Below are 22,232 nucleotides of genomic sequence, written 5' to 3'. Positions count from 1 at the left end.
TAATTATAAGTAATCAGCCAATAAGTAAATTGGCTGATTACTTATGCAGGATAATTACTATGCAAAATGATATTACTTTTTATCAACGTTTTAAGTCTGATATTTTAGCTGGTTTAAAAGTTATTACTATTCGCGATAATAAAGAGTCACATTTTAAAGCTGGCGATAAGCTTCGTGTTGGCACTTTTGAAACTGATGAGTATTTTTGTACTATAAAAATAATCAGTGTTACACCAGTTACTCTTGAACAATTAACGGAAGAACATGCAAAACAAGAGAATATGACATTAAGTGAGTTGAAAAAGGTGATTTCTGATATTTATCCAAATGAAAAATATTTTTTCGTTATTCATTTTTCGCTTTTATAACAAAAAAATACGCATTGTTAATGCGTATTTTTATTCTGACAATCAAATAGAATTAATTTATGTTATTAATGATTTATGGGAAGTACATTTAAAATCAAACCATCAACAGAGATAACTTCAACACGTTGACCAACGTTAAGATCTTGATCGCATCTTGCTGACCATGTACCGTCTTTGATTTTTACACGGCCTGAACCATTAACAATAGCATCTGTCACAACTGTTTTAATTCCAATTAAATCTTGTTGGGGTTGGTTTATTTCGCCTTTACTAGATTTATCTTTCCCATTTTTCCGAAGCCAAAGCCACCAAATGTAGGCAGATATAAGTGTTAGGATTGAAAATAAAATCCACAAAGTAGGCCAACAAAGTGGTAAAACCCAAGCAATTAGACCAACAATAATAGCAGCAATTCCGCTCCAAAGCCCATAGCCACCAGTGCCAAGTAATTCAGCAATCAGCAGTAAACCACCTAAAGCAATAAACACCCAGTGGGGAGAATTATAAATAACCATAAAAAAATCAGTCATTATCAATTACCTTTAAAATCCATTCAGGAAAAACTTAAACATAGAATTGACCACGCCTATCAAAATTGTCGGAAAACTATGTTTAAGTATAAAAACATCTAAGTATAAGAATCGATTTTATTTAGTATTTTTTATCAATTCAGCAATACCACCAATGCTGCCCATTAAACTTGACGCATCAAGTGGCATCATAATAACTTTACTGTTGTCCGCAGAGCCAATTTGTTGTAGCGCTTCAGTATATTTTTGCGCAACAAAATAGTTAATCGCATTGATATTTCCCGCTGCAATTGCTTCAGAAACCATTTGAGTTGCTCTAGCTTCTGCTTCGGCTGCACGTTCACGCGCTTCGGCTTGTAAAAAGGCAGATTGTCTTTCACCTTCTGCTTTTAAGATTTCAGATTGTTTTTCACCTTCTGAACGTAAAATTGCTGCTTGACGAACACCTTCCGCTTCAAGAATTTCAGCACGTTTATTACGTTCTGCTTTCATTTGTGCGTTCATTGCTGCGATTAATTCTGCTGGTGGGCGAACGTCTCGAATTTCAATACGAGTAATTTTAATTCCCCATGGGCTAGTTGCATCATCAACAATACTTAACAATTTAGAGTTTATATGATCACGTTGTGATAACATTTCGTCCAACTCCATGCTACCAAGTACGGTACGGATATTAGTCATCATTAAATTAATCACAGCACGTTCAAGCTGATTAACTTGGTACGCAGCTCTTGCAGCTTCTTGCACTTGAATAAAACATACCGCATCAATTTGTACATTGGCATTATCTTTTGAAATAACTTCTTGTGACGGAATATCAAGCACTTGTTCCATCATATTAATTTTACGACCAACACCATCCATAAACGGAATAATAATATTTAAACCGGGCTCAAGAGTATGAGTATATTTACCAAAACGCTCAATGGTATATTGGTAACCTTGGGGAACAATCGTAATTGCTTTTAAGACAGTAATTAAAGCGAGTAAAACAATAACACCAATGACGATATAAAATACTGGCATAGTTCAAAAATCCTTATAATTATTTATAATAAAAATGAATTGATTATTTTATAGGTTATTGAATTTTTTGACCAGTTTTAATTAATGTTATTTGAAATAACAATATATTATTAGATAATAAATTATGCACGATCTCCTTCTATATCAATTTTATTACTGAGTACAAAATATTCACTTGACATTGCATCAATGAACTAGTTTAATAGTACAAACTTGATAAATAACTCAAAGCAAATAAAATTATGCAATATCAAAAACATCACTTAAATATAAATAAAATAACTCGTTTTGGTTGTTGGAGTATGATTTCTTTAGGGTGATGTAATGAGATTGTCTTATTTTACAAAACCCGCTAAAAGCGGGTTTTGTAGCTTCTTGCCAATATCACATAAATTTGAATAAACTTTGAATGTAGAGAGTCAACAATGAATAAGCCAACATTAACACAGATAACCAAAACCATTGGTTATTATCAAGATCCGACTCAAGTGTTTTGTCAATTATGTAATAACAGGCCGGCAACATTACTGCTTGAATCGGCTGAAATTGATAATAAGCAAGGTATTAAAAGTGTTATGATTGTCGATAGTGCATTACGCATTTCGGCAATAAATAATGAAGTCACTTTTAAGGCATTGACTACAAATGGTGAAAAGCTATTACCTTTATTGCAACACTCTTTTTTGGATAAACCAGTCAATGTTCAAATGGATGAAAAAACACTTAAATTGGTTTTTCCTGCTATTGATAGTATGCAAGATGAAGATTCACGGTTAAAGTCATTATCTGTTTTTGACTCCTTACGAACATTATTAACTATTGTGGATATTCCAGAACAATACGGTCAAGATGCAGTTTTTGTCGGTGGCTTATTTGGTTATGATCTCGTTTCTGGATTTGAGAACTTACCTAGTTTACCCACAGATCAGCGTTGTCAAGATTTCTGTTTTTATTTGGCAGAAACACTATTAGAAATTAATCATCAAGATCATGAGTCAATTTTAAAAGCGACAGCTTTTACGGATGATTCTGTTGAGATTTCGCGATTAACTCAACAATTAGAAAACTTACAAAAAACATTAAATAAGCCGATAAAACCAATTAGTACTCAGTCGTTGACGGATATTGAAGTGACTTGTAATAAAAGCGATGATGATTTCAATACAATTGTCAAAAAGATGCAAGATGCAATTCAGCAGGGGGAAATTTTCCAAGCTGTGCCTTCACGGCGTTTTAGTTTACCTTGTCCAGAACCGTTATCGGCTTATCGGGTATTAAAAAATAACAACCCAAGCCCGTATATGTTTTATATGCAAGATAATGATTTTATATTATTTGGCGCATCTCCTGAAAGTGCACTTAAATACACTAAAGCAACCAATCAAGTTGAAATCTACCCTATTGCGGGCACCCGTCCACGTGGGTTAACCACCAATGGCGAGATTGATTATGACTTAGATAGCCGGTTAGAGCTTGAAATGCGTACAGATAAAAAAGAGCTGGCTGAACACTTGATGTTAGTGGATTTAGCGCGTAATGATTTAGCCCGCATTTGTAAACCAGGTACTCGTTACACCAAAGAGTTATTAAAAGTGGACCGTTATTCGTTTGTTATGCATTTAGTTTCTCGGGTTGTTGGACAATTGCGTGATGATTTAGATGCGCTTTATGCTTATCAAGCTACCATGAATATGGGGACATTAACGGGAGCACCTAAAATTAGAGCAATGCAATTAATTGCTGAGTCTGAAAAAGTCAAACGTGGTAGTTATGGCGGTGCGGTTGGTTATTTTACTGCTAATGGTGATTTGGATACTTGTATTGTGATTCGTAGTGCGTACGTAGAAGAGGGTATTGCAACAGTACAAGCTGGTGCCGGTGTGGTTTTGGATTCAGAACCACAATCAGAATCTGATGAATCGCGTAATAAAGCGCGAGCCGTCATCCATGCGATTATGGCAGCACATCATGTAGAAGGTGAATTCTAATGGCTAATATCTTATTTATTGATAATGTTGATTCTTTTACATATAACTTAGTTGATCAATTACGTAATAACAAACATTGTGTGACTATTTATCGAAACACAATTGCGACTGATGTAATTATTGAAAAATTGTCACAAATGCAAAATCCTATTTTAATGTTATCTCCAGGTCCTGGTGCTCCAAGTGAAGCCGGTTGTATGCCTGATCTGCTTAAACGTTTAAAAGGGAAATTGCCAATAATCGGCATTTGCCTTGGACATCAAGCAATTGTTGAATCTTATGGCGGTAGTATTGTGCCAGCCGGTGATATATTACATGGTAAAGCCTCGTTGATTGAGCACGATCAGCAGGCGATGTTTAAAGAATTGCCCAATCCGCTACCAGTTGCGCGTTATCACTCTTTAAAAGGTGAGAATATTCCCAAAACACTCACTATTAATGCGCTTTGCAACAATGTTGTTATGGCGGTGCGTAATGATGAAGATCGTGTTTGTGGCTTTCAGTTTCACCCTGAATCAATTCTAACCATTCAAGGGGTAAAACTATTAGAGCAAACAATTGCGTGGGCACTTAATCCACCAGAAAAGAAAGAACAACCAAAACAAGAAGCTATTGTTGATAAGCAAGAGTACAATATTCAACCAACACTAAATAAGTTGTATTTAGGACAAACATTAAGCCAAGAAGAAAGCAAAGTATTATTTAATTTAATTATTCAAGGAAAAATTGAACCAACGATATTGGCGAGTGCAGTTATTAGTATGAAAGTTCGAGGCGAAAAACCTGATGAGATTGCAGGTGCCGCTCAGGCTTTACTTGAAAATGCAGATGCTTTTGATATTCCCGATTACGATTTTACCGATATTGTCGGAACCGGCGGGGATGGTACCAATAGTATTAATATCTCAACTGCTAGTGCCTTTGTGGCGGCGGCATTGGGGTATAAGGTGGCTAAACATGGTAACCGTGGAGTATCAAGTAAATCGGGATCTTCAGATGTGTTATCGTCTTTAGGTATTCGATTAAATATGTCCGCTGAAGCGTCGCGCCAAGCGTTAGACGAACTAGGAGTCTGCTTTTTGTTTGCCCAGCAATATCATTCAGGCTTCCGTCATGCAGCTCCTATTCGACAACAGTTAAAAACACGTACCATTTTTAATGTATTAGGACCATTGATAAACCCGTCTCGTCCTAAACGTATTTTATTGGGTGTGTATCATCCTGATTTAATTAAACCTATTGCTGAAACATTAAAAATGTTGAACTATACCCATGCTTATGTGGTGCATGGTGCAGGAATGGACGAAGTGGCTATTCATGGAGCAACTCAAGTAGCTGAAGTTAAAAATGGCGAAATCCGTTATTTTACAATTACTCCAGATGATTTTGGCTTACCAACATTTACCTTAAAAGATATTGAAGGTGGGACACCAGAGCAGAATCGTGATATGTTGCTTGCCATTTTACAAGGTCATGGTAAACCCGCTCACGAGGCCGCTATTGCAGCCAATGTCGCAATGTTAATGAGCTTATTTGGTGAACTAGATTTAAAACAAAATGCGCAACGTGCAATTGATATGATGCGTAGTGGTAAAGCCTATGCGCTATTACAACAATTAGCAGCAAGATAATAAATGGAGAATAACATGGCAATTGCAGCATTAGTAAAAAATGTTGAAATGGCAACAGTATTAAAAAAGATTATTGAAGATAAGCAAATTTGGTTAACTGAGCAGCAAGCAGTAAAGCCACTTGCGACTTTTCAATCAGCGGTAACCCCAAGTGATCGCAATTTTTATCAAGCGCTAAATCAACCTGAAACTGTCTTTATTTTAGAGTGTAAAAAAGCATCACCGTCGAAAGGATTAATTCGGGATGATTTTAATCCCGCTAATATTGCTAAGGTTTATAATGATTATGCTTCGGTAATTTCGGTGCTGACTGATGAAAAATATTTCCAAGGTAGCTTTGAATTTTTACCGATAGTTCGTAATGAAGTGACACAACCCGTGCTTTGTAAAGATTTTATTATCGACGAATATCAAATCTATTTAGCGCGTTATTATCAAGCTGATGCGATACTATTAATGTTATCTGTATTGAACGATGATGAATATCGTCATCTAAGTAAAATTGCTCATCAACTTAATATGGGGATACTGACTGAAGCTAGTACTGAAAGCGAAGTTGAAAGAGCCATTCAATTGGGTGCAAAAGTAATCGGTATTAATAATCGTAATTTAAGGGATCTAACCGTTGATCTAAATCGGGTAAAAGTTTTATCTAAGTCAATTCCTGACGATCGCATTATTATTAGTGAGTCAGGTATTTATACTCATAATCAAGTTAAAGAATTAAGCCATTACGCTCATGGATTTTTAATTGGTAGTACGTTAATGTCTGAACCAAACTTAACGTTGGCAATTCGCAAAGTAATGTTAGGTGAAAATAAAGTCTGTGGCTTAACACGCGCCGAAGATGCAGTAAATGCTTATCAAGCTGGTGCTGTCTATGGTGGTTTGATTTTTGTGCCAAATTCAGCGCGTTATATACAGCCAATTAAGGCACGATCTGTTATTGCCTCTGCACCACTGAATTGGGTTGGTGTTTTTCGAAATGAAGAGATTGAAACTGTATGCCAAATCGCAAAACAGTTATCTTTGTATGCTGTCCAACTGCATGGTGATGAAGATGAAAACTATATCGAAACATTGCGACAAGAATTACCTAAAACTTGCCAAATTTGGAAAGCACTAAGTATTGGAAGCACCATCCCTAAACATGACAATCCATTAGTTTCACGCTATCTATTCGACAACGGGGCGGGTGGCACGGGTAAATGTTTTGATTGGACAATGCTTGCTAATCACAATTTAAATAATGTCATTTTAGCTGGTGGTATTAATCCAAAAAATATAAAGGCAGCTTTAGCGACGGGGGTGATGGGGGTTGATCTTAATTCAGGGGTTGAAGTTTCACCAGGAATTAAAGATAAACAGAAAATTCAAGCTGCATTTGAGCAAATTTAATTTTTAATTTAAAAAAGGAATGGTTATGTCTAAATTAAACCCTTATTTTGGCGAATTTGGTGGGCAATATGTTCCCCAAATATTAATGCCTGTACTTGAGCAACTCGAGGACGCCTTTATTTCAGCTATCAACGATCCCAACTTTCAAAAAGAATTTAACGATTTATTAGTCAACTATGCAGGCAGACCAACGGCATTAACTTTATGCAAAAATCTAACTGCTGGCACAAAAACCAAGCTTTATTTAAAACGAGAAGATTTAGTCCATGGTGGTGCACATAAAACGAACCAAGTTTTAGGGCAAGCGTTACTTGCTAAAAGAATGGGCAAAACCGAAATTATCGCCGAAACAGGGGCAGGGCAACACGGTGTTGCTTCAGCGTTGGCTTGTGCACTACTTGGTTTAAAATGCCGAATTTATATGGGCGCAAAAGATGTTAAACGCCAAGCACCGAATGTGTTTAGAATGCGACTGATGGGGGCAACGGTGATCCCAGTTGAAACAGGTTCAGCCACGTTAAAAGATGCCTGTAACGAGGCATTACGTGATTGGTCTGGAAGCTATGAAAAAGCCCATTATATGCTTGGTACGGCAGCAGGCCCTCATCCATTCCCAACCATTGTGCGTGAATTTCAGCAAATGATCAGCCGTGAAGCAAAACAACAAATCCTTGAAAAAGAAGGGCGTTTGCCTGATGCGGTGATTGCTTGTGTTGGTGGTGGTTCAAACGCAATTGGCATGTTTGCTAATTTCATTGACGATAAATCGGTCAGATTAATTGGCGTCGAGCCTGGTGGTCATGGTATTGAAAGTGGTGAACATGGGGCATCGCTTAAACATGGTAAACTAGGTATCTATTTTGGGATGAAATCACCCATGATGCAAACAGATGAAGGTCAAATTGAAGAGTCTTATTCAATATCAGCTGGGCTTGATTTTCCATCAGTTGGTCCTCAGCATGCGTATTTAGATAGTATTGGTCGTGCTGATTATGTCTCCATTACCGATGATGAAGCGCTTGATGCCTTTAAGGCTTTATCGCGACATGAGGGCATTATTCCTGCGCTAGAGTCATCACATGCATTAGCCTATGCGATGAAAATGATCAAAGAAAATCCAACAAAAGAACAGCTATTAATCGTTAATCTATCGGGTCGTGGCGATAAAGATATTTTTACTGTTTATGATATTTTAAAAGCAAAAGGAGAAGTCGAATGAGCCGTTATAAAAAACTGTTTGCCATATTAACAGCTGAAAAACGAGGTGCCTTTGTTCCTTTTGTGCCGGTTGGCGATCCAACGCCAGAGTTGTCTTTTAACATTATTCAAACATTGATCGAATCTGGTGCCGATGCGTTAGAGTTAGGCATACCATTTTCAGACCCGATGGCCGATGGTCCAACCATCCAAAATGCTAATATTCGTGCATTCAAAGGTGGAATAACCGTTGAAAAGTGTTTTGAGATTTTAACTAATGTGAGAGCGCAATATGCTGATATCCCAATTGGGTTACTTATTTATGCTAATTTAGTGTTCAAAAATGGTATCGACAATTTTTATGCCAAGTGCGCCAAAGCGGGAGTTGATTCGGTATTGATTGCTGATTTACCTGTTGAATATGCACAAGAATTTACAGTTGCAGCGGAAAAATACAATATCGCACCCATTTTTATTTGTCCACCTAATGCTGATGATGAAGTCATTAAAAATATTGCTAAGTATGGTAAAGGTTATACCTATTTGGTATCTCGTGCCGGTGTTACGGGGGCTGAAAATCGCGCGAATAAACCACTTACTCATTTGTTAAAAAAATTAACTGAGTTTGGAGCGCCTCCTGCTCTACAAGGGTTTGGTATTTCCGAGCCAACTCAAGTTAGCGAAGCGATTAAATCAGGTGCGGCTGGGGCAATTAGTGGATCTGCAACTGTTAAAATTATTGAGGAAAATCTTAATAACCCAGAACAAATGCTTAGCCAGTTAGCAAATTTTGTTAAAACCATGAAAAAGGCAACTTATAAGTAATTTAACGCACTGAATTATCGGTACAAATAGTTGCATTGACACGTGAATTATTGTGCCGATATAAATTTATCGGTTATGCCTTGTATTATTATTAAACACGCTAGAATTAACGTGTAATGTTTTTTCACAATTTTAGGCATATGAATAAAACTACAGTGATTTGCAGTTGCATTTTATTCAAAATACCGTATAATTCTCACTCATCTATCGCGGGGTGGAGCAGCATGGTAGCTCGTCGGGCTCATAACCCGAAGGTCGTTGGTTCAAATCCAGCCCCCGCAACCACTTAAATTTTCATTCATACCAATCTATCCTGCTATTGTATGAAAGTTCGAATGAAGTGGCTTCATTATAGTTAGTATTTAAATGTAAGCCTCGCATGTCGAGGTTTTTTTTGTGTTATGATTTAAACGTAAGTTTAAAAGAAATGTTGGGCTTTATGCCCTTTTTTATTTTTTGCAGTGGAGGTTTGTTTGGCTAATATAGAACAGCAATTAACCAACATTATCCAAGAGCCAGTTAATGCTCTTGGTTTTGAATTAGTCGGGGTTGAATATATTCGTGGTCGTTACCCTGTACTACGAGTCTATATCGATAGTGAAAATGGTATAACGGTTGATGATTGTGCTGATGTTAGCCGACAGATTAGTGCAGTACTGGATGTCGAAGACCCTATCAAAGATGCTTACAATCTTGAAGTTTCATCGCCAGGAATGGACAGGCCTTTGTTTACGCTTGAACATTACCTGCGTTTTGTTGGTGAAGAGGTCACAGTGAGTCTGCGTATTCCTGTTGCTAACCGTCGCAAATGGAAAGGACGAATTAAGTCTATCGATAGTGGGATGATTACATTAACTGTCGACGATAATGATGAAGTGTTTGCTTTTAGCAATATACAAAAAGCAAACATTGTACCTAATTTTAACCTTAAATAGAGTACGGATGTAAAGGATGAATAAAGAAATTTTAGCTGTTGTTGAAGCGGTATCAAACGAAAAAGCGCTTACGCGCGACAAAATTTTTGAAGCGTTAGAAACTGCATTAGCAACGGCCACTAAAAAGAAACATGCTGTTGATATTGATGTTGTTGTAAAAATTGACCATAAAACTGGCGATTATGATACCTTCCGTCGTTGGCTAGTTGTTAACGAAGTTACCCAACCAACGAAAGAAATTACATTAGATGCAGCACAATACGAAGATCCATCAGTGCAACTAGGCGATTATGTTGAAGAGCAAATTGAGTCAGTTGCTTTTGACCGTATCACCACGCAAACGGCTAAACAAGTTATTGTGCAAAAAGTGCGCGAAGCTGAACGTGCCATGGTGATTGACATGTTTAGACATCGTATTGGCGATATTGTGACAGGTATTGTCAAAAAGACTAATCGCGATAGTGTCATTCTTGACTTAGGCAACAATGCTGATGCCATGATGTCACGCCATGATATGTTACCGCGTGAAAATTTCCGTATTGGCGATCGTGTTCGAGGAATTTTATATCTTGTAGAACAGAATAATAAACCAGCACAACTTTGCATTAGCCGTTCGAACCCCGAAATGATGGAAGAACTATTCCGCATTGAAGTGCCTGAAATCGGTGAAGAGATGATCGACATCAAAGGCGCGGCTCGTGATCCGGGTTCACGTGCTAAAATTGCTGTTAGCAGTAATGACCGTCGTATTGACCCTGTTGGTGCTTGCGTTGGTATGCGTGGAGCGCGTGTACAAGCTGTATCAAATGAATTTGGTGGCGAACGTATTGATATTGTTTTATGGGACGATAACCCTGCACAATATGTAATCAATGCCATGGCACCTGCCGATGTGGTTTCGATCGTTGTTGATGAAGATAAACATACCATGGACGTAGCGGTAAATGCAGACACTTTACCACAAGCCATTGGTCGAAATGGTCAAAATATTCGTTTAGCGTCTCAACTTACTGGTTGGACATTAAATGTAATGAGTACCGAAGATTTGCAAGAAAAACACCATGCAGAATCTTTTGCAGCAATCAATAATCTAATTAAACATCTTGATATTGATGAAGGACTTGCACAGCTATTAGTTGAAGAAGGCTTTACCTCGCTTGAGGAACTTGCCTATGTACCTGTTGATGAATTACTTGAAATCGAAGATCTTGATGAAGAACTAGTTGAAGCATTAAGAAACCGAGCAAAAGATGCATTAACAACACTTGCACTAGCAAATAGTGGCGACAAACAACCTGCTCAAGATTTACTTAATCTGCCAGGTATGACACAAGAGTTAGCTTATCAATTAGTGCAACATGACATCATTACTTTGGAAGATTTAGCAGAACAAGGTACCGAAGATCTAGCCGATATTGAAGGCTTAACAAGCAAACAAGCTGGCGATTTTATTATGGCTGCACGTAATATTTGTTGGTTTGCAGATGAATAATTGAGGAAAAGTAATACATGACCAAAGTATCAATCGAAACACTGGCTCAAGAAATCAACACTCCAGTGCAAACACTTTTGCAACAGTTTGCCGATGCAGGTATGAATAAAACTGCGTCTGATACTGTGACACAAAAGGAAAAAGAAGCTTTGCTTGCCCACTTAAAACCTCAGCAAGGCCCAACAAAATTGACATTGCAACGTAAAACGCACTCAACCTTGAATGTGTCTAGCGGTGGTGGTAAAAGTAAAGAAATTAAAGTAGAAGTGCGTAAAAAACGCACTTTTGTTAAACGTGATCCAGCCGAAATTGCTGCTGAGCAAGAAAAGGCACGCCTTGAAGCTGAACAAAAAGCCAAAAAAGAGGCGGAAGAAAAAGAAAAATTAGCCGCACAAGAGGCGAAAAAACGCGAAGAAGCACAAGCTAAAAAACGTGCACAAGAAGAAAAAGCAAAAGCAGTGCAAGAACAATCCAACGATCCAAAAGTGAAAAAAGCACAAGAAGAAAAAGCACGATTAGAAGCAGAAGCGAACGAAATTAAACGTAAAGCTGAAGAAGAAAATCGTCGTAAACTAGAAGAAGACGCTAAACGCATGGCTGAAGAAGCGCGCAAATTAGCTGAACAATATAGTAATATCGACGAAAAAGACACTACCGAAGACGAAGATTACCATGTCACAACTTCTAAATATGCTCGTGCAGCTGAAGACGACACCGATCGTGAGGTTGAAAGCGCGCGTGGTCGAGGTCGGAGTGGTAAACAAACTAAGCAGAAAAAAGGTAGCAAATTATCCGAAGGGAAAGCTGAGCGTGAAGAAGCACGTGCAGTGACTCGTAGTGGTCATAAAAAGAAAGGTAAAAGTACATTACAGCAGGGCTTTAACAAACCAGTACAGGCAGTCAACCGTGACGTTGTGATTGGTGAAACCATCACTGTTGCTGAACTTGCTAACAAAATGGCAGTAAAAGGCTCTGAAGTTATCAAAACTATGATGAAAATGGGTGCGATGGCAACCATCAATCAGGTTATTGACCAAGAAACTGCGCAGCTTGTTGCTGAAGAAATGGGACATAAAGTGGTATTACGTCGTGAAAATGAGCTTGAAGAATCACTCATGAGCGACCGTGATACAGGTGCAGAAAAAGTTGCACGCGCTCCAGTTGTCACCATTATGGGACATGTTGACCATGGTAAAACCTCATTGCTTGATTATATCCGTAAAGCGAAGGTGGCATCAGGTGAAGCTGGTGGTATTACTCAGCACATCGGTGCTTATCATGTTAAAACCGCAAGCGGTGAAATTACATTCTTAGATACTCCGGGTCATGCGGCATTTACTTCAATGCGTGCGCGTGGTGCTAAAGCAACAGATATTGTGGTACTTGTAGTCGCTGCCGATGATGGTGTGATGCCACAAACCATTGAAGCAATTCAACATGCTAAAGCGGCAAATGTGCCAATTGTGGTTGCTGTGAACAAAATTGATAAACCAGAAGCTGATCCAGAGCGCGTAAAAGGTGAACTTGCTCAATATGGTGTAATGTCAGAAGATTGGGGTGGAGATACACAGTTTGTTCATGTTTCAGCAAAAGCGGGAACCGGTATTGATCAACTGCTTGAAGCTATTTTATTACAAGCGGAAGTGCTTGAGCTTACTGCATACGAAACCGGTATGGCAAGTGGTGTGGTTATTGAATCATTCCTTGACAAAGGTCGTGGTTCGGTAGCTACTGTTCTTGTGCAATCAGGTACACTGCGTAAAGGCGACATCGTTCTTTGTGGATTTGAATATGGACGTATTCGTGCAATGCGTAACGAACTTGGCAAAGAAGTGACAGAAGCGGGTCCATCAATACCAGTTGAAATCCTTGGTTTGTCTGGTGTGCCATCAGCAGGTGACGAAGCCACCGTTGTGCGTGATGAAAAGAAAGCACGTGAAGTTGCCCTTTATCGACAAGGTAAATTCCGTGATGTGAAACTTGCTCGTCAGCAAAAAGCGAAACTTGAAAACATGTTTACTAATATGACAGAAGGCGATGTTTCTGAGCTTAATATCGTATTAAAAGCGGATGTTCAAGGTTCGGCTGAAGCAATTTCTGATTCATTACTTAAACTGTCAACAGACGAAGTTAAAGTTAAAATTATTGGATCAGGTGTGGGTGGTATCACTGAAACTGATGCATCGCTTGCTGCAGCATCGAATGCGATTATTTTAGGTTTCAACGTTCGTGCCGATGCATCAGCACGTAAAGTGATCGAATCAGAAAACTTAGATCTACGTTACTATTCTGTTATTTATGACTTAATTGATGAAGTTAAACAAGCAATGAGCGGTATGCTCGCACCAGAATACAAACAAGAAATCATTGGTCTTGCTGAAGTGCGTGATGTATTTAAATCACCTAAATTTGGTGCAATTGCTGGTTGTATGGTAACCGAAGGTGTGGTTAAACGTCATAATCCAATTCGTGTTCTACGTGATAATGTAGTTATCTATGAAGGAGAACTTGAATCATTACGTCGCTTTAAAGATGATGTTAACGAAGTCCGTAACGGAACCGAATGTGGTATTGGTGTGCGTAACTACAACGATGTTCGTGTTGGCGATACGATTGAAGTCTTTGAAACTATCGAAATCAAACGTACGATCTAATTACAACGTATTAATGTTATAAGCAAGGTTTAGCCTTACTTATTCATTTTTTAAGGAAAATAGATATGGCAAAAGCATTTAATCGTTCATCTCGAGTTGGGCATGAATTACAAAAAGAAATTGCAATTATCTTACAACGAGAAATTAAAGATCCTCGTCTTGGCATGGTTACTGTTTCGGGTGTTGATATTTCGCGCGATCTTGCCTATGCTAAAGTGTTTGTCACTTTTTTAAATGACGATGATCCGCAAGTGATTGAACAAGGTTTAGCAGTACTTAATGATGCTAAAGGCTATATTCGCACTTTGATTGGCAAAGCGATGCGTTTGCGAATCATTCCTGAGATCAAATTCTTTTACGATGAGTCGCTCGTTAAAGGTATGCAAATGTCGAGCTTGGTGGCGGATGTTATCAAGCATGATAACGAGCGTCATAAAGATTAATATTAAAAAAATAGCCCTGAATTTTTAAAAAAATTTCAGATAACTATGCATTTCAGTATAAAATAAATGATGAATATAAAAAGAACTCGCCGTGATCTTCACGGCGTTTTGTTACTAGACAAACCCCAAGGCATGACATCCAACGATGCGTTGCAAAAAGTGAAATGGCTATTTAATGCTAAAAAAGCAGGGCACACAGGGGCACTTGATCCATTAGCGACAGGCATGTTGCCTATCTGTTTTGGTGAAGCGACCAAATTTTCACAGTATTTATTAGATTCAGACAAGCGCTACCGAGTTATCGCCAAACTTGGTGAACGTACAGATACCTCTGATGCTGATGGGCAAATTATTTGCACTAAGCCTGTCAACGTAACCGAATCGCAAATTAACCAAGCTTTAACACATTTTCGAGGTGATATTTTACAAGTGCCGACCATGTTTTCGGCTTTAAAATATCAAGGCAAACCACTTTACGAATATGCCCGCCAAGGTATTGTCATTGAACGTGAAGCTAGACCTATTACCGTTTACGAAAATCAATTTATTCAATTTGATGCTATAAAAAACGAATTAACCCTAGAAATACACTGCTCTAAAGGCACTTATATTCGCACAATTATTGATGATTTAGGCGAATTACTGGGTTGTGGGGCACATGTTATTTATTTAAGACGATTACAAGTATCTAATTATCCGATTGATAAAATGATCAGTTTATATGCATTACAAAATAGGTTCGAAAAGGATGAACTGTTAATGCCTGTTGATAGCCCGTTACAAGAACGTCCAAAAATCACGCTGACTGATGCACAAGGTAAAGATATATTGTTAGGACGAACCATTGAACTTGAAAATACTACGCAAGTTGAAACCTTAGTGCGAATTTATCAAGGTCAGCTATTTATTGGTGCCGGTGTGATGCAAAGTAACAAATTATCGCCAAAACGCTTAATATCAACATTCATCAACTAATCTTGCGTGGTTTAAATCCCACTGTAAAAAAACAAGCAAATAGTACAGCAGAAGTTATGATTGTAAACTCGGTTCAGAAAATCTCTGCCTAAACTATAATTTTAATATAAAGACGATTTGGTACTCTGTTATTTTAACCAAAGCGAATTTACTACTTTTTGCTGTACTAGTTAAAAGGATAGTTACAACTCCCTTATCGTTATTTAGAAATTGATTTAGGAATCCAGCAAATTGCTAAAATACCAACAGTAAAAGTTAGTGTACTTGCAACGAAAATTGCGATCTTGCAGATCATAAATAGACTATGAAGATACAGCCACTGCAATTCATAAAGATAGCGGATAGAATTGTTGCTTCTTAGGGACTAAATAACACAAAACGAATTGAATTTGACTGAGTGCTATATATCCTCTATTCAAAAATAAAAAATACACTTATTCCTATTTTTCTTACAAAAACGGTCAGAAAAGGCATTGATTTTATTAATGTTTTTTTTGTGTGTTTCCTGTATCGGTAAAGGCGGATTTGTTATCATGGTTGGTAACAAAACATTTATAAAATATTGAATTTTCATGCCATATTTATGGCAAAACTCTTTAATAGGAATACTTGCTTCAACTTCTTTTAAAATAGATACGATTTGATGCTCTGTCATCTTTTTCATGTTTCAATCCTCTTTTACTTTTATCATAGAGAATTTTCTACTTTTTGGCTGTACTATTTTAGGGGGTAGTTACACTGCGGTAGCGAAAGGGGCGATTATTATCTGTAATAAAGAGGAACAAAAACAAGATATCAACGAATTAAGTTGTGATACTTGGCATGTCAATAACGAGCTCAAACATATCTTTAACCAAGAAAAAGAACAAGACATCATCGACCAAATGTAACTAGTAAGTGAACTTGGTGGTGAAACGTTGATTACAATAAGTTTAACAATAAATCATGCGGCTCAAACATTAATAAAACATCGATTCAGTGTTAATGATTGTACATCGCTTAATGGGTTTTATTGTGTTTTCTATAAGCTCACACAGTAAAGCAGCCGATTTTTGGCCCATTTTAAACAATGGTTTATTTATTCTGCACAGGCTATCTAATTCATTGTATTTAAGTTCCTTAGAGGCACTAAAATACGATATTGTAAGTGGTTTAGTCAGTTTTGCTTTATTTTCATTGGCTTGGTGCAAGGCGCCCAGAACCATGCTATCGGGTAATTGGTGGTGTTGTTCTTTATAGTTATTTTTATTCAAGTAATTTAAACTAAAATGATCGGTACAAATAATCGCAGTAGGTGATTTTGTGCTGTTTATTAGTTTATTTACCGCTGATCTAGCATGTTGATAGGTAAAGCAGCCGTGAATAATATATCGGGGTTCAATAGCAATACTGGCGCGCAGTAAAGCCTGTTTATAACCTTGTAGCAAAAGCATGGTGCTGGTTAGTGTTTCATTGTTAAGCAAAATGGCAATTTTGCTATGTGATTTATCAATCAAATATTTTGTTATTTGATGCCCAATTAATAAATGATCAAAGTGCACACAAACAAAATCAAGCGAAAAATGATTAACTAATACAATAGGTGGTAATGTATTCTTATAAGCAACCAACGTTTTTAAGTAGGGAGCATCATTAATAATGATAATTCCGTCAAAGGCATTTTGAGCAACATAACGAATAATATGATGGATATCACTTTTATTATTATAAGGAAACTGCAAATAAAACACTTGATACTGCTTTTCTTTTAGTTCTTGTTCTAAACCAATATTGATTAAGCTCTTTGTAAAAAGTTGGTTATCAATAATTAATATCTTGCCACTGTTATGTATAGGTTTATAGGGTTTGAAATTTTTTGATGTGTCCATATTTAATTCCTCAATAGCTTTATAAACGCGTAGTTGTATTTGAGAGGACGTTAAATGTGGTTTTTTTAACACTCTAGATACCGAAGCGACTGATGTGTTGGCTTTTTTGGCAATTGTTGATAGGGTGATTTTTGGCATATTAATAAATAAAATTAATTAAAATGGCTTATCACTTTACTGATATTGAGTTGTTTTGTAAGGGATCGAATTTTGTTTTGTCGATCTGTGTTCCAAAATATCTATCATAGGTATCTAAACCGCTTAAACGGATATGCTGTATCAAAAATATGGTATAAGTAATATAACCATGTTATATATAATGTGAAAAATATACTTGAATGAAAAAATAGAATGAAATGATTCTAACATGAGGTAGAAAAAGGAATTTGATATGAAACTGAAACTTTTATTGGGCGCAATTTTATTTATGTTTAGTTATTGTGTCTATGGTCAATTACTTGATATTAACTCTAAATATCGTGGTGAACCATTTTTTATGAGTGTTGATATGCATCAATTGCAACAAGATTGCGCTAGAAACGAAGATGAATATAATCAACTCGATAAAAAAGAAAAGATAAAATATGATAGCCGTTGTCCTCTCAACAATTTGAAATTTGATTTTAAACGGCTAGATAAATTAATTGATGAAGATCCTATTGCCTATAATGGTAATGATTTTCAACTAAAATTGAGCATTAGCCCAATTAATCCTAAGAATCAAAACGAAGAAGATTTACCTAATTTAGGGCGAGATATTACGTTATCTTTAATCAGCAAAAATCAGGTAATTGATAAGCTTTTTTTAGCAAATAATTCTTTTTCTAATAATCCTAATCTTTGGAATGGCTATCAGCATTACTATATTGCACCAAGTGGCGATATTTACACATTATTGTCAATAAAATCAGAGCCGATTGAGGATGAGTCTGGGACTTTTCCTACATTATGGAAGCATTACAATGTTGATACCAGTAATATGAGATTTGTGCTTAAAGAGATGCAAATCAATATGCCAGAAGCAACTTATCAAATTATTTATCCTAACCAATTTAATACTAAATTTCACGAAGGCGCTGTTGAGTATGGTTTAACATTAGAAGAGTCAATTGCACTTTTTGATCAATCATCTAAGGATGGCTCTTCCGATTATAGTCTTGCATCTAGAGTTTATCATTATTATCAAGATCAGCTAAAAGAAAAAGTAAATCAGCTTGATAATAAAAAGCAACAACAAGATTCATTTACAGCATTAAAACAAAACATAAATAAAACGTGTTTAGCTACACCAGCTCCAATTCATGAGAGTGATATCGAACTTTATTTACATAAAGTACTTACTTGTTTAATTGAACAAGATCGACAAGCGATAAAACATGCGGAAGATGAGTTAGGTAGCTAGATGTTAATATAATAATCGAGTTAACTATAACTAAAAGCTTAGTATCAACAAAGCCATCTTGATGATGGCTTATCGTTTTAATGTTCAGGCTTATAGTCAAATAAAATCTATTCATCTATCTTTGACAATATAGTGATATAATTACCGCTAAATTTTTTATTGGGTTTATAAATATGTCTGCATGGAATATTGCTATTATAGGGGCGACAGGCCAAGTTGGTTCTGCGCTAGTTGAGTTGCTACAGCAACGTAGTTTACAAGACAGTAGTCTAAAAATTGAAAATCTTTATTTAGTCGGTAGCGACAATAGCGCTGGTGAAATAGTTCGCTTTGCTGGTAAAAATTTAACGGTGATTGATAGTACACAAATGGATTGGAGCGAGTGCCATTTTGCTTTTTTTGTCGCTGGTGCTAAAACCAGTGAAAAGTATGCGCAAGTTGCTGCAGAATCTGGATGTGTGGTAATTGATGCAAGTGGTTATTTTGCTCAGCAAGATCATATTCCATTAGTGGTACCTAAAGTCAATAATAGTGTATTGACCGAATACCGTAATGAAAACATCATTGCCGTTGCTAGTGCCACTGTATGCCAGTTGTTGCGTTGTGTTGCTTCATTAACTGATATGGAATTATTAACAAATTTACATGCGACTAGTTTTATCCCAGCATCATTGTATGGTAAGCCGGGTGTTGATGAGCTGGCAGGGCAAAGTGCTCGCTTGTTAAATGGTATGCCAGTTGATAATCAACTGTTTGATAAGCAATTAGCTTTTAATCTATTACCGGTATCGCACGAACATCACGATGCAATACTAGGAGAAAAATCACAAGTTGATCAGATCCGTAAAGTATTGAGTAATTATGAACTTCCTGTCTCTATCGAGTCAGTGATTGTGCCCGTGTTTTATGGCGTGTCACAAGCTATTAATGTATCAAGTAGCTTACCGATTGAATTAGATATGGCACGCTTTGGTGAATTTGGTGTTGAAGTACAAGGCGATAATTTGCCAACGCCAGTGACCGAAGTCAGTACCGAATCAGAACACAATTTGGTTATAAAGTTAGCGAATTTAAGACATAGTTATGGCCATTATGAACAAATTCAATTTTGGTCAGTAGCCGATAATATCCGTTATTTAGGGGCATTGATGTTAATTGAGACGCTTGAGATCCTGATTAATGACTACCTGTAAAATTGCCCTTGGTATTGAATATGATGGCAGTGGTTATTTTGGCTGGCAACGACAGCAATCTGTCGATTCTATCCAAGAAAAGCTAGAATCTGCATTATCAATTATTGCTAATGCGCCAATCAACGTATTTTGTGCTGGTCGAACCGATGCTGGCGTGCATGCTACAGGACAAGTTGTGCATTTTGAAACCCAAGCAGAGCGCTCACCGAGTGCTTGGACAATGGGCGTTAACTCGCATTTACCTGATAATATTGCAGTGCGCTGGTCGCAAACCGTTGAGGATAGTTTTCATGCAAGGTTTAGTGCGATAGCTCGGCGTTACCGTTATGTGATCTATAATCATCGCTATCGTCCTGCTATTTTAGCTAAAGGGGTATCACATTATTATTTACCATTAAACGAAATATTAATGCACCAAGCGGCGCAGTATTTATTAGGTGAAAACGACTTTTCATCATTTCGAGCGGCTCAATGCCAATCAAGAACGCCTTGGCGAAATATTCATCATATTGAAGTGACAAGGCAAGGTGCATATATTATTGTTGATATAAAAGCCAATGCATTTGTGCACCACATGGTACGCAATATTGTGGGTAGTTTACTTGAAGTTGGAGCGGGAAATCAGCGTCCAGAGTGGATTTATGAACTTTTGCAAGCTAAGGACAGAACGCAAGCTGCCGCAACAGCAAAACCGGAAGGATTATATTTAGTTCAGGTGGATTATCCATCTGAATACCAAATCCCCGATCCTAGTTTAGGTCCATTATTTTTAAGATAAGCGAAGTAGCTTAGCAATAAATTCAATTTAGAACAAAAGATGAATGTAATGAATACTGATCGAACAAGAACAAACAAAGATTCTAAAAATCAAGAAGCAGAAAAATCAAATCTGCACAATATCAAGCTTCCACCGCACTCAATCGAAGCTGAACAAGCGGTGCTGGGTAGCTTGATGCTTGATAATCAACGTTGGGATGCGGTATCTGAAATGATCACTGAGCGAGATTTTTACTCGCGTCATCATCAATTGATCTTTTCTGAAATGCATACCTTGGTCAGCAAAGGGACGCCAATTGATTTAATTACTCTTTCAGAAAGTCTTGAAAGTAAAGATCTATTAGCCGATGTAGGTGGATTTGCTTATTTGGCCGAGCTTTCTAAAAACACGCCAAGTGCGATTAATGTCGTTGCTTATAGCGATATTATTCGCCAACAAGCGATTTTGCGTGAATTAATTAGCGCATCAAATGATATTGCCGATAACTGTTATGCCACAGAAGGACGGGATAGTACCGAAATTTTAGATCTGGCGGAAAGCAAAATCTTCCAAATTGCTGAAAGCCGAACTAAACAAGGCGAAGGCCCAAAAAGTATTACCGAAGTACTAGAAGCAACAGTGGCTAAGATTGAAGAGTTATTCCAACGTCCACATGATGGTGTGACAGGGGTTTCAACCGGTTATACTGATTTAGATAAAAAAACAGCTGGTTTACAGCGTTCTGATTTAATTATTATTGCAGCAAGGCCATCAATGGGTAAAACCACCTTTGCCATGAATTTGTGTGAAAATGCTGCTCTAGAGCAAGAAAAGCCGGTGTTAATATTCAGCTTAGAAATGCCATCAGAACAAATTATGATGCGTATGTTAGCGTCACTTTCGCGTGTTGACCAAACCCGAATTCGAACAGGGCAATTACAAGACGATGATTGGGCAAGAATTTCAAGCACAATGGGATTATTGCTGGAAAAGAAAAATATCTATATTGATGACTCATCAGGCTTAACGCCAATGGAGTTACGCTCAAGAGCCAGACGTATTTATCGTGAGCATAAAGGGTTGAGTATGATTATGGTCGATTACTTACAACTTATGCGCGTGCCTAATATCTCTGAAAATCGTACCCTAGAAATTGCCGAAATATCACGTTCACTAAAGGCGTTGGCTAAAGAACTACAAGTGCCTGTGGTTGCGCTATCTCAGCTTAATCGTAGTTTGGAACAACGTGCTGATAAAAGACCGGTTAACTCAGACTTGCGTGAATCGGGATCCATTGAACAAGATGCTGATGTGATTATGTTTATCTATCGTGACGAGGTGTATAACGAAGCATCAGAACATAAAGGTATTGCTGAAATCATTTTAGGGAAACAACGAAATGGACCAATTGGTAAAGTACGATTAAAATTCCAAGGTCAGTTTTCACGTTTTGATAATTATGCAGATAATAGTAAATATCTGGATGATGAGTAAAAACTAAAAGTAATAAGCATCAGTACAGCGTAAATAGAGTTACAAATATATTTACG

Annotated in this window: 20 protein-coding genes, 1 tRNA gene and 1 pseudogene; 17 read left to right on the top strand and 5 right to left on the bottom strand. The window is 37.2% G+C overall.

Annotated elements, in window-relative coordinates; genetic code table 11:
• Positions 1–59 precede the first annotated feature (59 nt).
• Positions 60–368 (top strand): N(4)-acetylcytidine aminohydrolase, encoded by a 309-nt coding sequence (yqfB, locus tag GA0061081_RS00295; protein WP_091346002.1) that lies wholly within the window; start codon positions 60–62, stop codon positions 366–368.
• Positions 369–433: 65 nt separating this feature from the next.
• On the opposite strand, the gene GA0061081_RS00290 is transcribed toward yqfB, so the two are convergent.
• Both GA0061081_RS00290 and GA0061081_RS00285 read right to left on the bottom strand, forming a co-directional pair.
• The gene (locus GA0061081_RS00290; RefSeq protein WP_091346001.1) at positions 434–898 is read right to left on the bottom strand and encodes an NfeD family protein; all 465 of its coding nucleotides are present in this window, start codon (positions 896–898) and stop codon (positions 434–436) included.
• Between the two features lie 117 nt (positions 899–1,015).
• Positions 1,016–1,924, bottom strand: a complete 909-nt coding sequence (locus tag GA0061081_RS00285) for an SPFH domain-containing protein (protein WP_091346000.1) — start codon at positions 1,922–1,924, stop codon at positions 1,016–1,018.
• 425 nt (positions 1,925–2,349) lie between these two features.
• On the opposite strand from GA0061081_RS00285, the gene GA0061081_RS00280 reads away from it, so the two are divergent.
• The 11 genes from GA0061081_RS00280 (at position 2,350) to truB (ending at position 15,462) form a co-directional block, all read left to right on the top strand.
• Complete coding sequence (locus tag GA0061081_RS00280; RefSeq protein WP_091345985.1) at positions 2,350–3,912, top strand: anthranilate synthase component 1; 1,563 nt, start codon at positions 2,350–2,352, stop codon at positions 3,910–3,912.
• Positions 3,912–5,543, top strand: a complete 1,632-nt coding sequence (gene trpD / locus GA0061081_RS11150) for a bifunctional anthranilate synthase glutamate amidotransferase component TrpG/anthranilate phosphoribosyltransferase TrpD (protein ID WP_091345984.1) — start codon at positions 3,912–3,914, stop codon at positions 5,541–5,543. Before GA0061081_RS00280 ends, trpD begins: the two co-directional genes overlap by 1 nt.
• A 15-nt stretch (positions 5,544–5,558) precedes the next feature.
• The gene (gene trpCF / locus GA0061081_RS11145) at positions 5,559–6,941 is read left to right on the top strand and encodes a bifunctional indole-3-glycerol-phosphate synthase TrpC/phosphoribosylanthranilate isomerase TrpF (RefSeq protein ID WP_209435331.1); all 1,383 of its coding nucleotides are present in this window, start codon (positions 5,559–5,561) and stop codon (positions 6,939–6,941) included.
• Between the two features lie 25 nt (positions 6,942–6,966).
• Positions 6,967–8,160, top strand: coding sequence for a tryptophan synthase subunit beta (trpB, locus tag GA0061081_RS00265; RefSeq protein ID WP_085247493.1), 1,194 nt, complete (start codon positions 6,967–6,969; stop codon positions 8,158–8,160).
• Positions 8,157–8,963 (top strand): tryptophan synthase subunit alpha, encoded by an 807-nt coding sequence (trpA, locus tag GA0061081_RS00260; protein WP_091345982.1) that lies wholly within the window; start codon positions 8,157–8,159, stop codon positions 8,961–8,963. Before trpB ends, trpA begins: the two co-directional genes overlap by 4 nt.
• Positions 8,964–9,171: 208 nt before the next feature.
• Positions 9,172–9,248, top strand: a tRNA-Met gene (locus tag GA0061081_RS00255).
• Between the two features lie 188 nt (positions 9,249–9,436).
• Entirely contained in the window at positions 9,437–9,898 is a 462-nt protein-coding gene (gene rimP, locus GA0061081_RS00250; protein ID WP_091345968.1) for a ribosome maturation factor RimP, read from the top strand.
• A 16-nt stretch (positions 9,899–9,914) separates the two neighbouring features.
• Complete coding sequence (gene nusA / locus GA0061081_RS00245) at positions 9,915–11,390, top strand: transcription termination factor NusA (protein WP_091345966.1); 1,476 nt, start codon at positions 9,915–9,917, stop codon at positions 11,388–11,390.
• Positions 11,391–11,407: 17 nt separating this feature from the next.
• Complete coding sequence (gene infB, locus GA0061081_RS00240; protein WP_091345964.1) at positions 11,408–14,044, top strand: translation initiation factor IF-2; 2,637 nt, start codon at positions 11,408–11,410, stop codon at positions 14,042–14,044.
• Between the two features lie 65 nt (positions 14,045–14,109).
• Positions 14,110–14,487: a 30S ribosome-binding factor RbfA gene (gene rbfA, locus GA0061081_RS00235; RefSeq protein ID WP_065586528.1), complete on the top strand. Its 378-nt coding sequence runs from the start codon at positions 14,110–14,112 to the stop codon at positions 14,485–14,487.
• Between the two features lie 66 nt (positions 14,488–14,553).
• Complete coding sequence (gene truB / locus GA0061081_RS00230; protein ID WP_209435330.1) at positions 14,554–15,462, top strand: tRNA pseudouridine(55) synthase TruB; 909 nt, start codon at positions 14,554–14,556, stop codon at positions 15,460–15,462.
• 415 nt (positions 15,463–15,877) lie between these two features.
• On the opposite strand, the gene GA0061081_RS00225 is transcribed toward truB, so the two are convergent.
• The gene (locus GA0061081_RS00225; protein ID WP_091345962.1) at positions 15,878–16,126 is read right to left on the bottom strand and encodes a hypothetical protein; all 249 of its coding nucleotides are present in this window, start codon (positions 16,124–16,126) and stop codon (positions 15,878–15,880) included.
• Here GA0061081_RS00225 and GA0061081_RS00220 point away from each other — a divergent pair.
• On the top strand, positions 16,125–16,352 hold the full coding sequence (locus GA0061081_RS00220; RefSeq protein WP_091345961.1) for a hypothetical protein: 228 nt from the start codon (positions 16,125–16,127) through the stop codon (positions 16,350–16,352). The genes GA0061081_RS00225 and GA0061081_RS00220 overlap by 2 nt on opposite strands.
• A 69-nt stretch (positions 16,353–16,421) precedes the next feature.
• Here GA0061081_RS00220 and GA0061081_RS00215 read toward each other — a convergent pair whose 3' ends face one another.
• Both GA0061081_RS00215 and GA0061081_RS11230 read right to left on the bottom strand, forming a co-directional pair.
• Entirely contained in the window at positions 16,422–17,330 is a 909-nt protein-coding gene (locus GA0061081_RS00215; protein ID WP_245176370.1) for a substrate-binding domain-containing protein, read from the bottom strand.
• A 12-nt stretch (positions 17,331–17,342) separates the two neighbouring features.
• A pseudogene (locus GA0061081_RS11230) lies at positions 17,343–17,468 on the bottom strand (LacI family DNA-binding transcriptional regulator); the annotation flags it as partial.
• A 253-nt stretch (positions 17,469–17,721) separates the two neighbouring features.
• Here GA0061081_RS11230 and GA0061081_RS00210 point away from each other — a divergent pair.
• The 4 genes from GA0061081_RS00210 (at position 17,722) to dnaB (ending at position 22,176) form a co-directional block, all read left to right on the top strand.
• Entirely contained in the window at positions 17,722–18,732 is a 1,011-nt protein-coding gene (locus tag GA0061081_RS00210; RefSeq protein ID WP_091345957.1) for a hypothetical protein, read from the top strand.
• A 173-nt stretch (positions 18,733–18,905) separates the two neighbouring features.
• Positions 18,906–19,925: an aspartate-semialdehyde dehydrogenase gene (locus GA0061081_RS00205; RefSeq protein ID WP_091345955.1), complete on the top strand. Its 1,020-nt coding sequence runs from the start codon at positions 18,906–18,908 to the stop codon at positions 19,923–19,925.
• On the top strand, positions 19,912–20,703 hold the full coding sequence (gene truA, locus GA0061081_RS00200) for a tRNA pseudouridine(38-40) synthase TruA (protein WP_091345953.1): 792 nt from the start codon (positions 19,912–19,914) through the stop codon (positions 20,701–20,703). The genes GA0061081_RS00205 and truA overlap by 14 nt, the downstream gene beginning before the upstream one ends.
• A gap of 48 nt (positions 20,704–20,751) precedes the next feature.
• Positions 20,752–22,176, top strand: coding sequence for a replicative DNA helicase (dnaB, locus tag GA0061081_RS00195; protein WP_091345951.1), 1,425 nt, complete (start codon positions 20,752–20,754; stop codon positions 22,174–22,176).
• Positions 22,177–22,232 lie beyond the last annotated feature (56 nt).

Source organism: Gilliamella bombicola, assembly GCF_900094945.1.
In the GTDB taxonomy this organism is placed as follows: domain Bacteria; phylum Pseudomonadota; class Gammaproteobacteria; order Enterobacterales; family Orbaceae; genus Gilliamella; species Gilliamella bombicola.
The sequence above is the reverse complement of the archived record's forward strand: the minus strand, read 5'-3'. Positions and strand labels throughout refer to the sequence as shown.

Bases quoted from the DNA above. Each gene is read 5' to 3' on its own strand.
- yqfB (WP_091346002.1), top strand. From the start codon at position 60: ATGCAAAATGATATTACTTTTTATCAACGTTTTAAGTCTGATATTTTA.
- GA0061081_RS00290 (WP_091346001.1), bottom strand. From the start codon at position 898: ATGACTGATTTTTTTATGGTTATTTATAATTCTCCCCACTGGGTGTTT.
- GA0061081_RS00285 (WP_091346000.1), bottom strand. From the start codon at position 1,924: ATGCCAGTATTTTATATCGTCATTGGTGTTATTGTTTTACTCGCTTTA.
- GA0061081_RS00280 (WP_091345985.1), top strand. From the start codon at position 2,350: ATGAATAAGCCAACATTAACACAGATAACCAAAACCATTGGTTATTAT.
- trpD (WP_091345984.1), top strand. From the start codon at position 3,912: ATGGCTAATATCTTATTTATTGATAATGTTGATTCTTTTACATATAAC.
- trpCF (WP_209435331.1), top strand. From the start codon at position 5,559: ATGGCAATTGCAGCATTAGTAAAAAATGTTGAAATGGCAACAGTATTA.
- trpB (WP_085247493.1), top strand. From the start codon at position 6,967: ATGTCTAAATTAAACCCTTATTTTGGCGAATTTGGTGGGCAATATGTT.
- trpA (WP_091345982.1), top strand. From the start codon at position 8,157: ATGAGCCGTTATAAAAAACTGTTTGCCATATTAACAGCTGAAAAACGA.
- nusA (WP_091345966.1), top strand. From the start codon at position 9,915: ATGAATAAAGAAATTTTAGCTGTTGTTGAAGCGGTATCAAACGAAAAA.
- infB (WP_091345964.1), top strand. From the start codon at position 11,408: ATGACCAAAGTATCAATCGAAACACTGGCTCAAGAAATCAACACTCCA.
- rbfA (WP_065586528.1), top strand. From the start codon at position 14,110: ATGGCAAAAGCATTTAATCGTTCATCTCGAGTTGGGCATGAATTACAA.
- truB (WP_209435330.1), top strand. From the start codon at position 14,554: ATGATGAATATAAAAAGAACTCGCCGTGATCTTCACGGCGTTTTGTTA.
- GA0061081_RS00220 (WP_091345961.1), top strand. From the start codon at position 16,125: ATGTTTCAATCCTCTTTTACTTTTATCATAGAGAATTTTCTACTTTTT.
- GA0061081_RS00225 (WP_091345962.1), bottom strand. From the start codon at position 16,126: ATGAAAAAGATGACAGAGCATCAAATCGTATCTATTTTAAAAGAAGTT.
- GA0061081_RS00215 (WP_245176370.1), bottom strand. From the start codon at position 17,330: ATGGACACATCAAAAAATTTCAAACCCTATAAACCTATACATAACAGT.
- GA0061081_RS00210 (WP_091345957.1), top strand. From the start codon at position 17,722: ATGAAACTGAAACTTTTATTGGGCGCAATTTTATTTATGTTTAGTTAT.
- GA0061081_RS00205 (WP_091345955.1), top strand. From the start codon at position 18,906: ATGTCTGCATGGAATATTGCTATTATAGGGGCGACAGGCCAAGTTGGT.
- truA (WP_091345953.1), top strand. From the start codon at position 19,912: ATGACTACCTGTAAAATTGCCCTTGGTATTGAATATGATGGCAGTGGT.
- dnaB (WP_091345951.1), top strand. From the start codon at position 20,752: ATGAATACTGATCGAACAAGAACAAACAAAGATTCTAAAAATCAAGAA.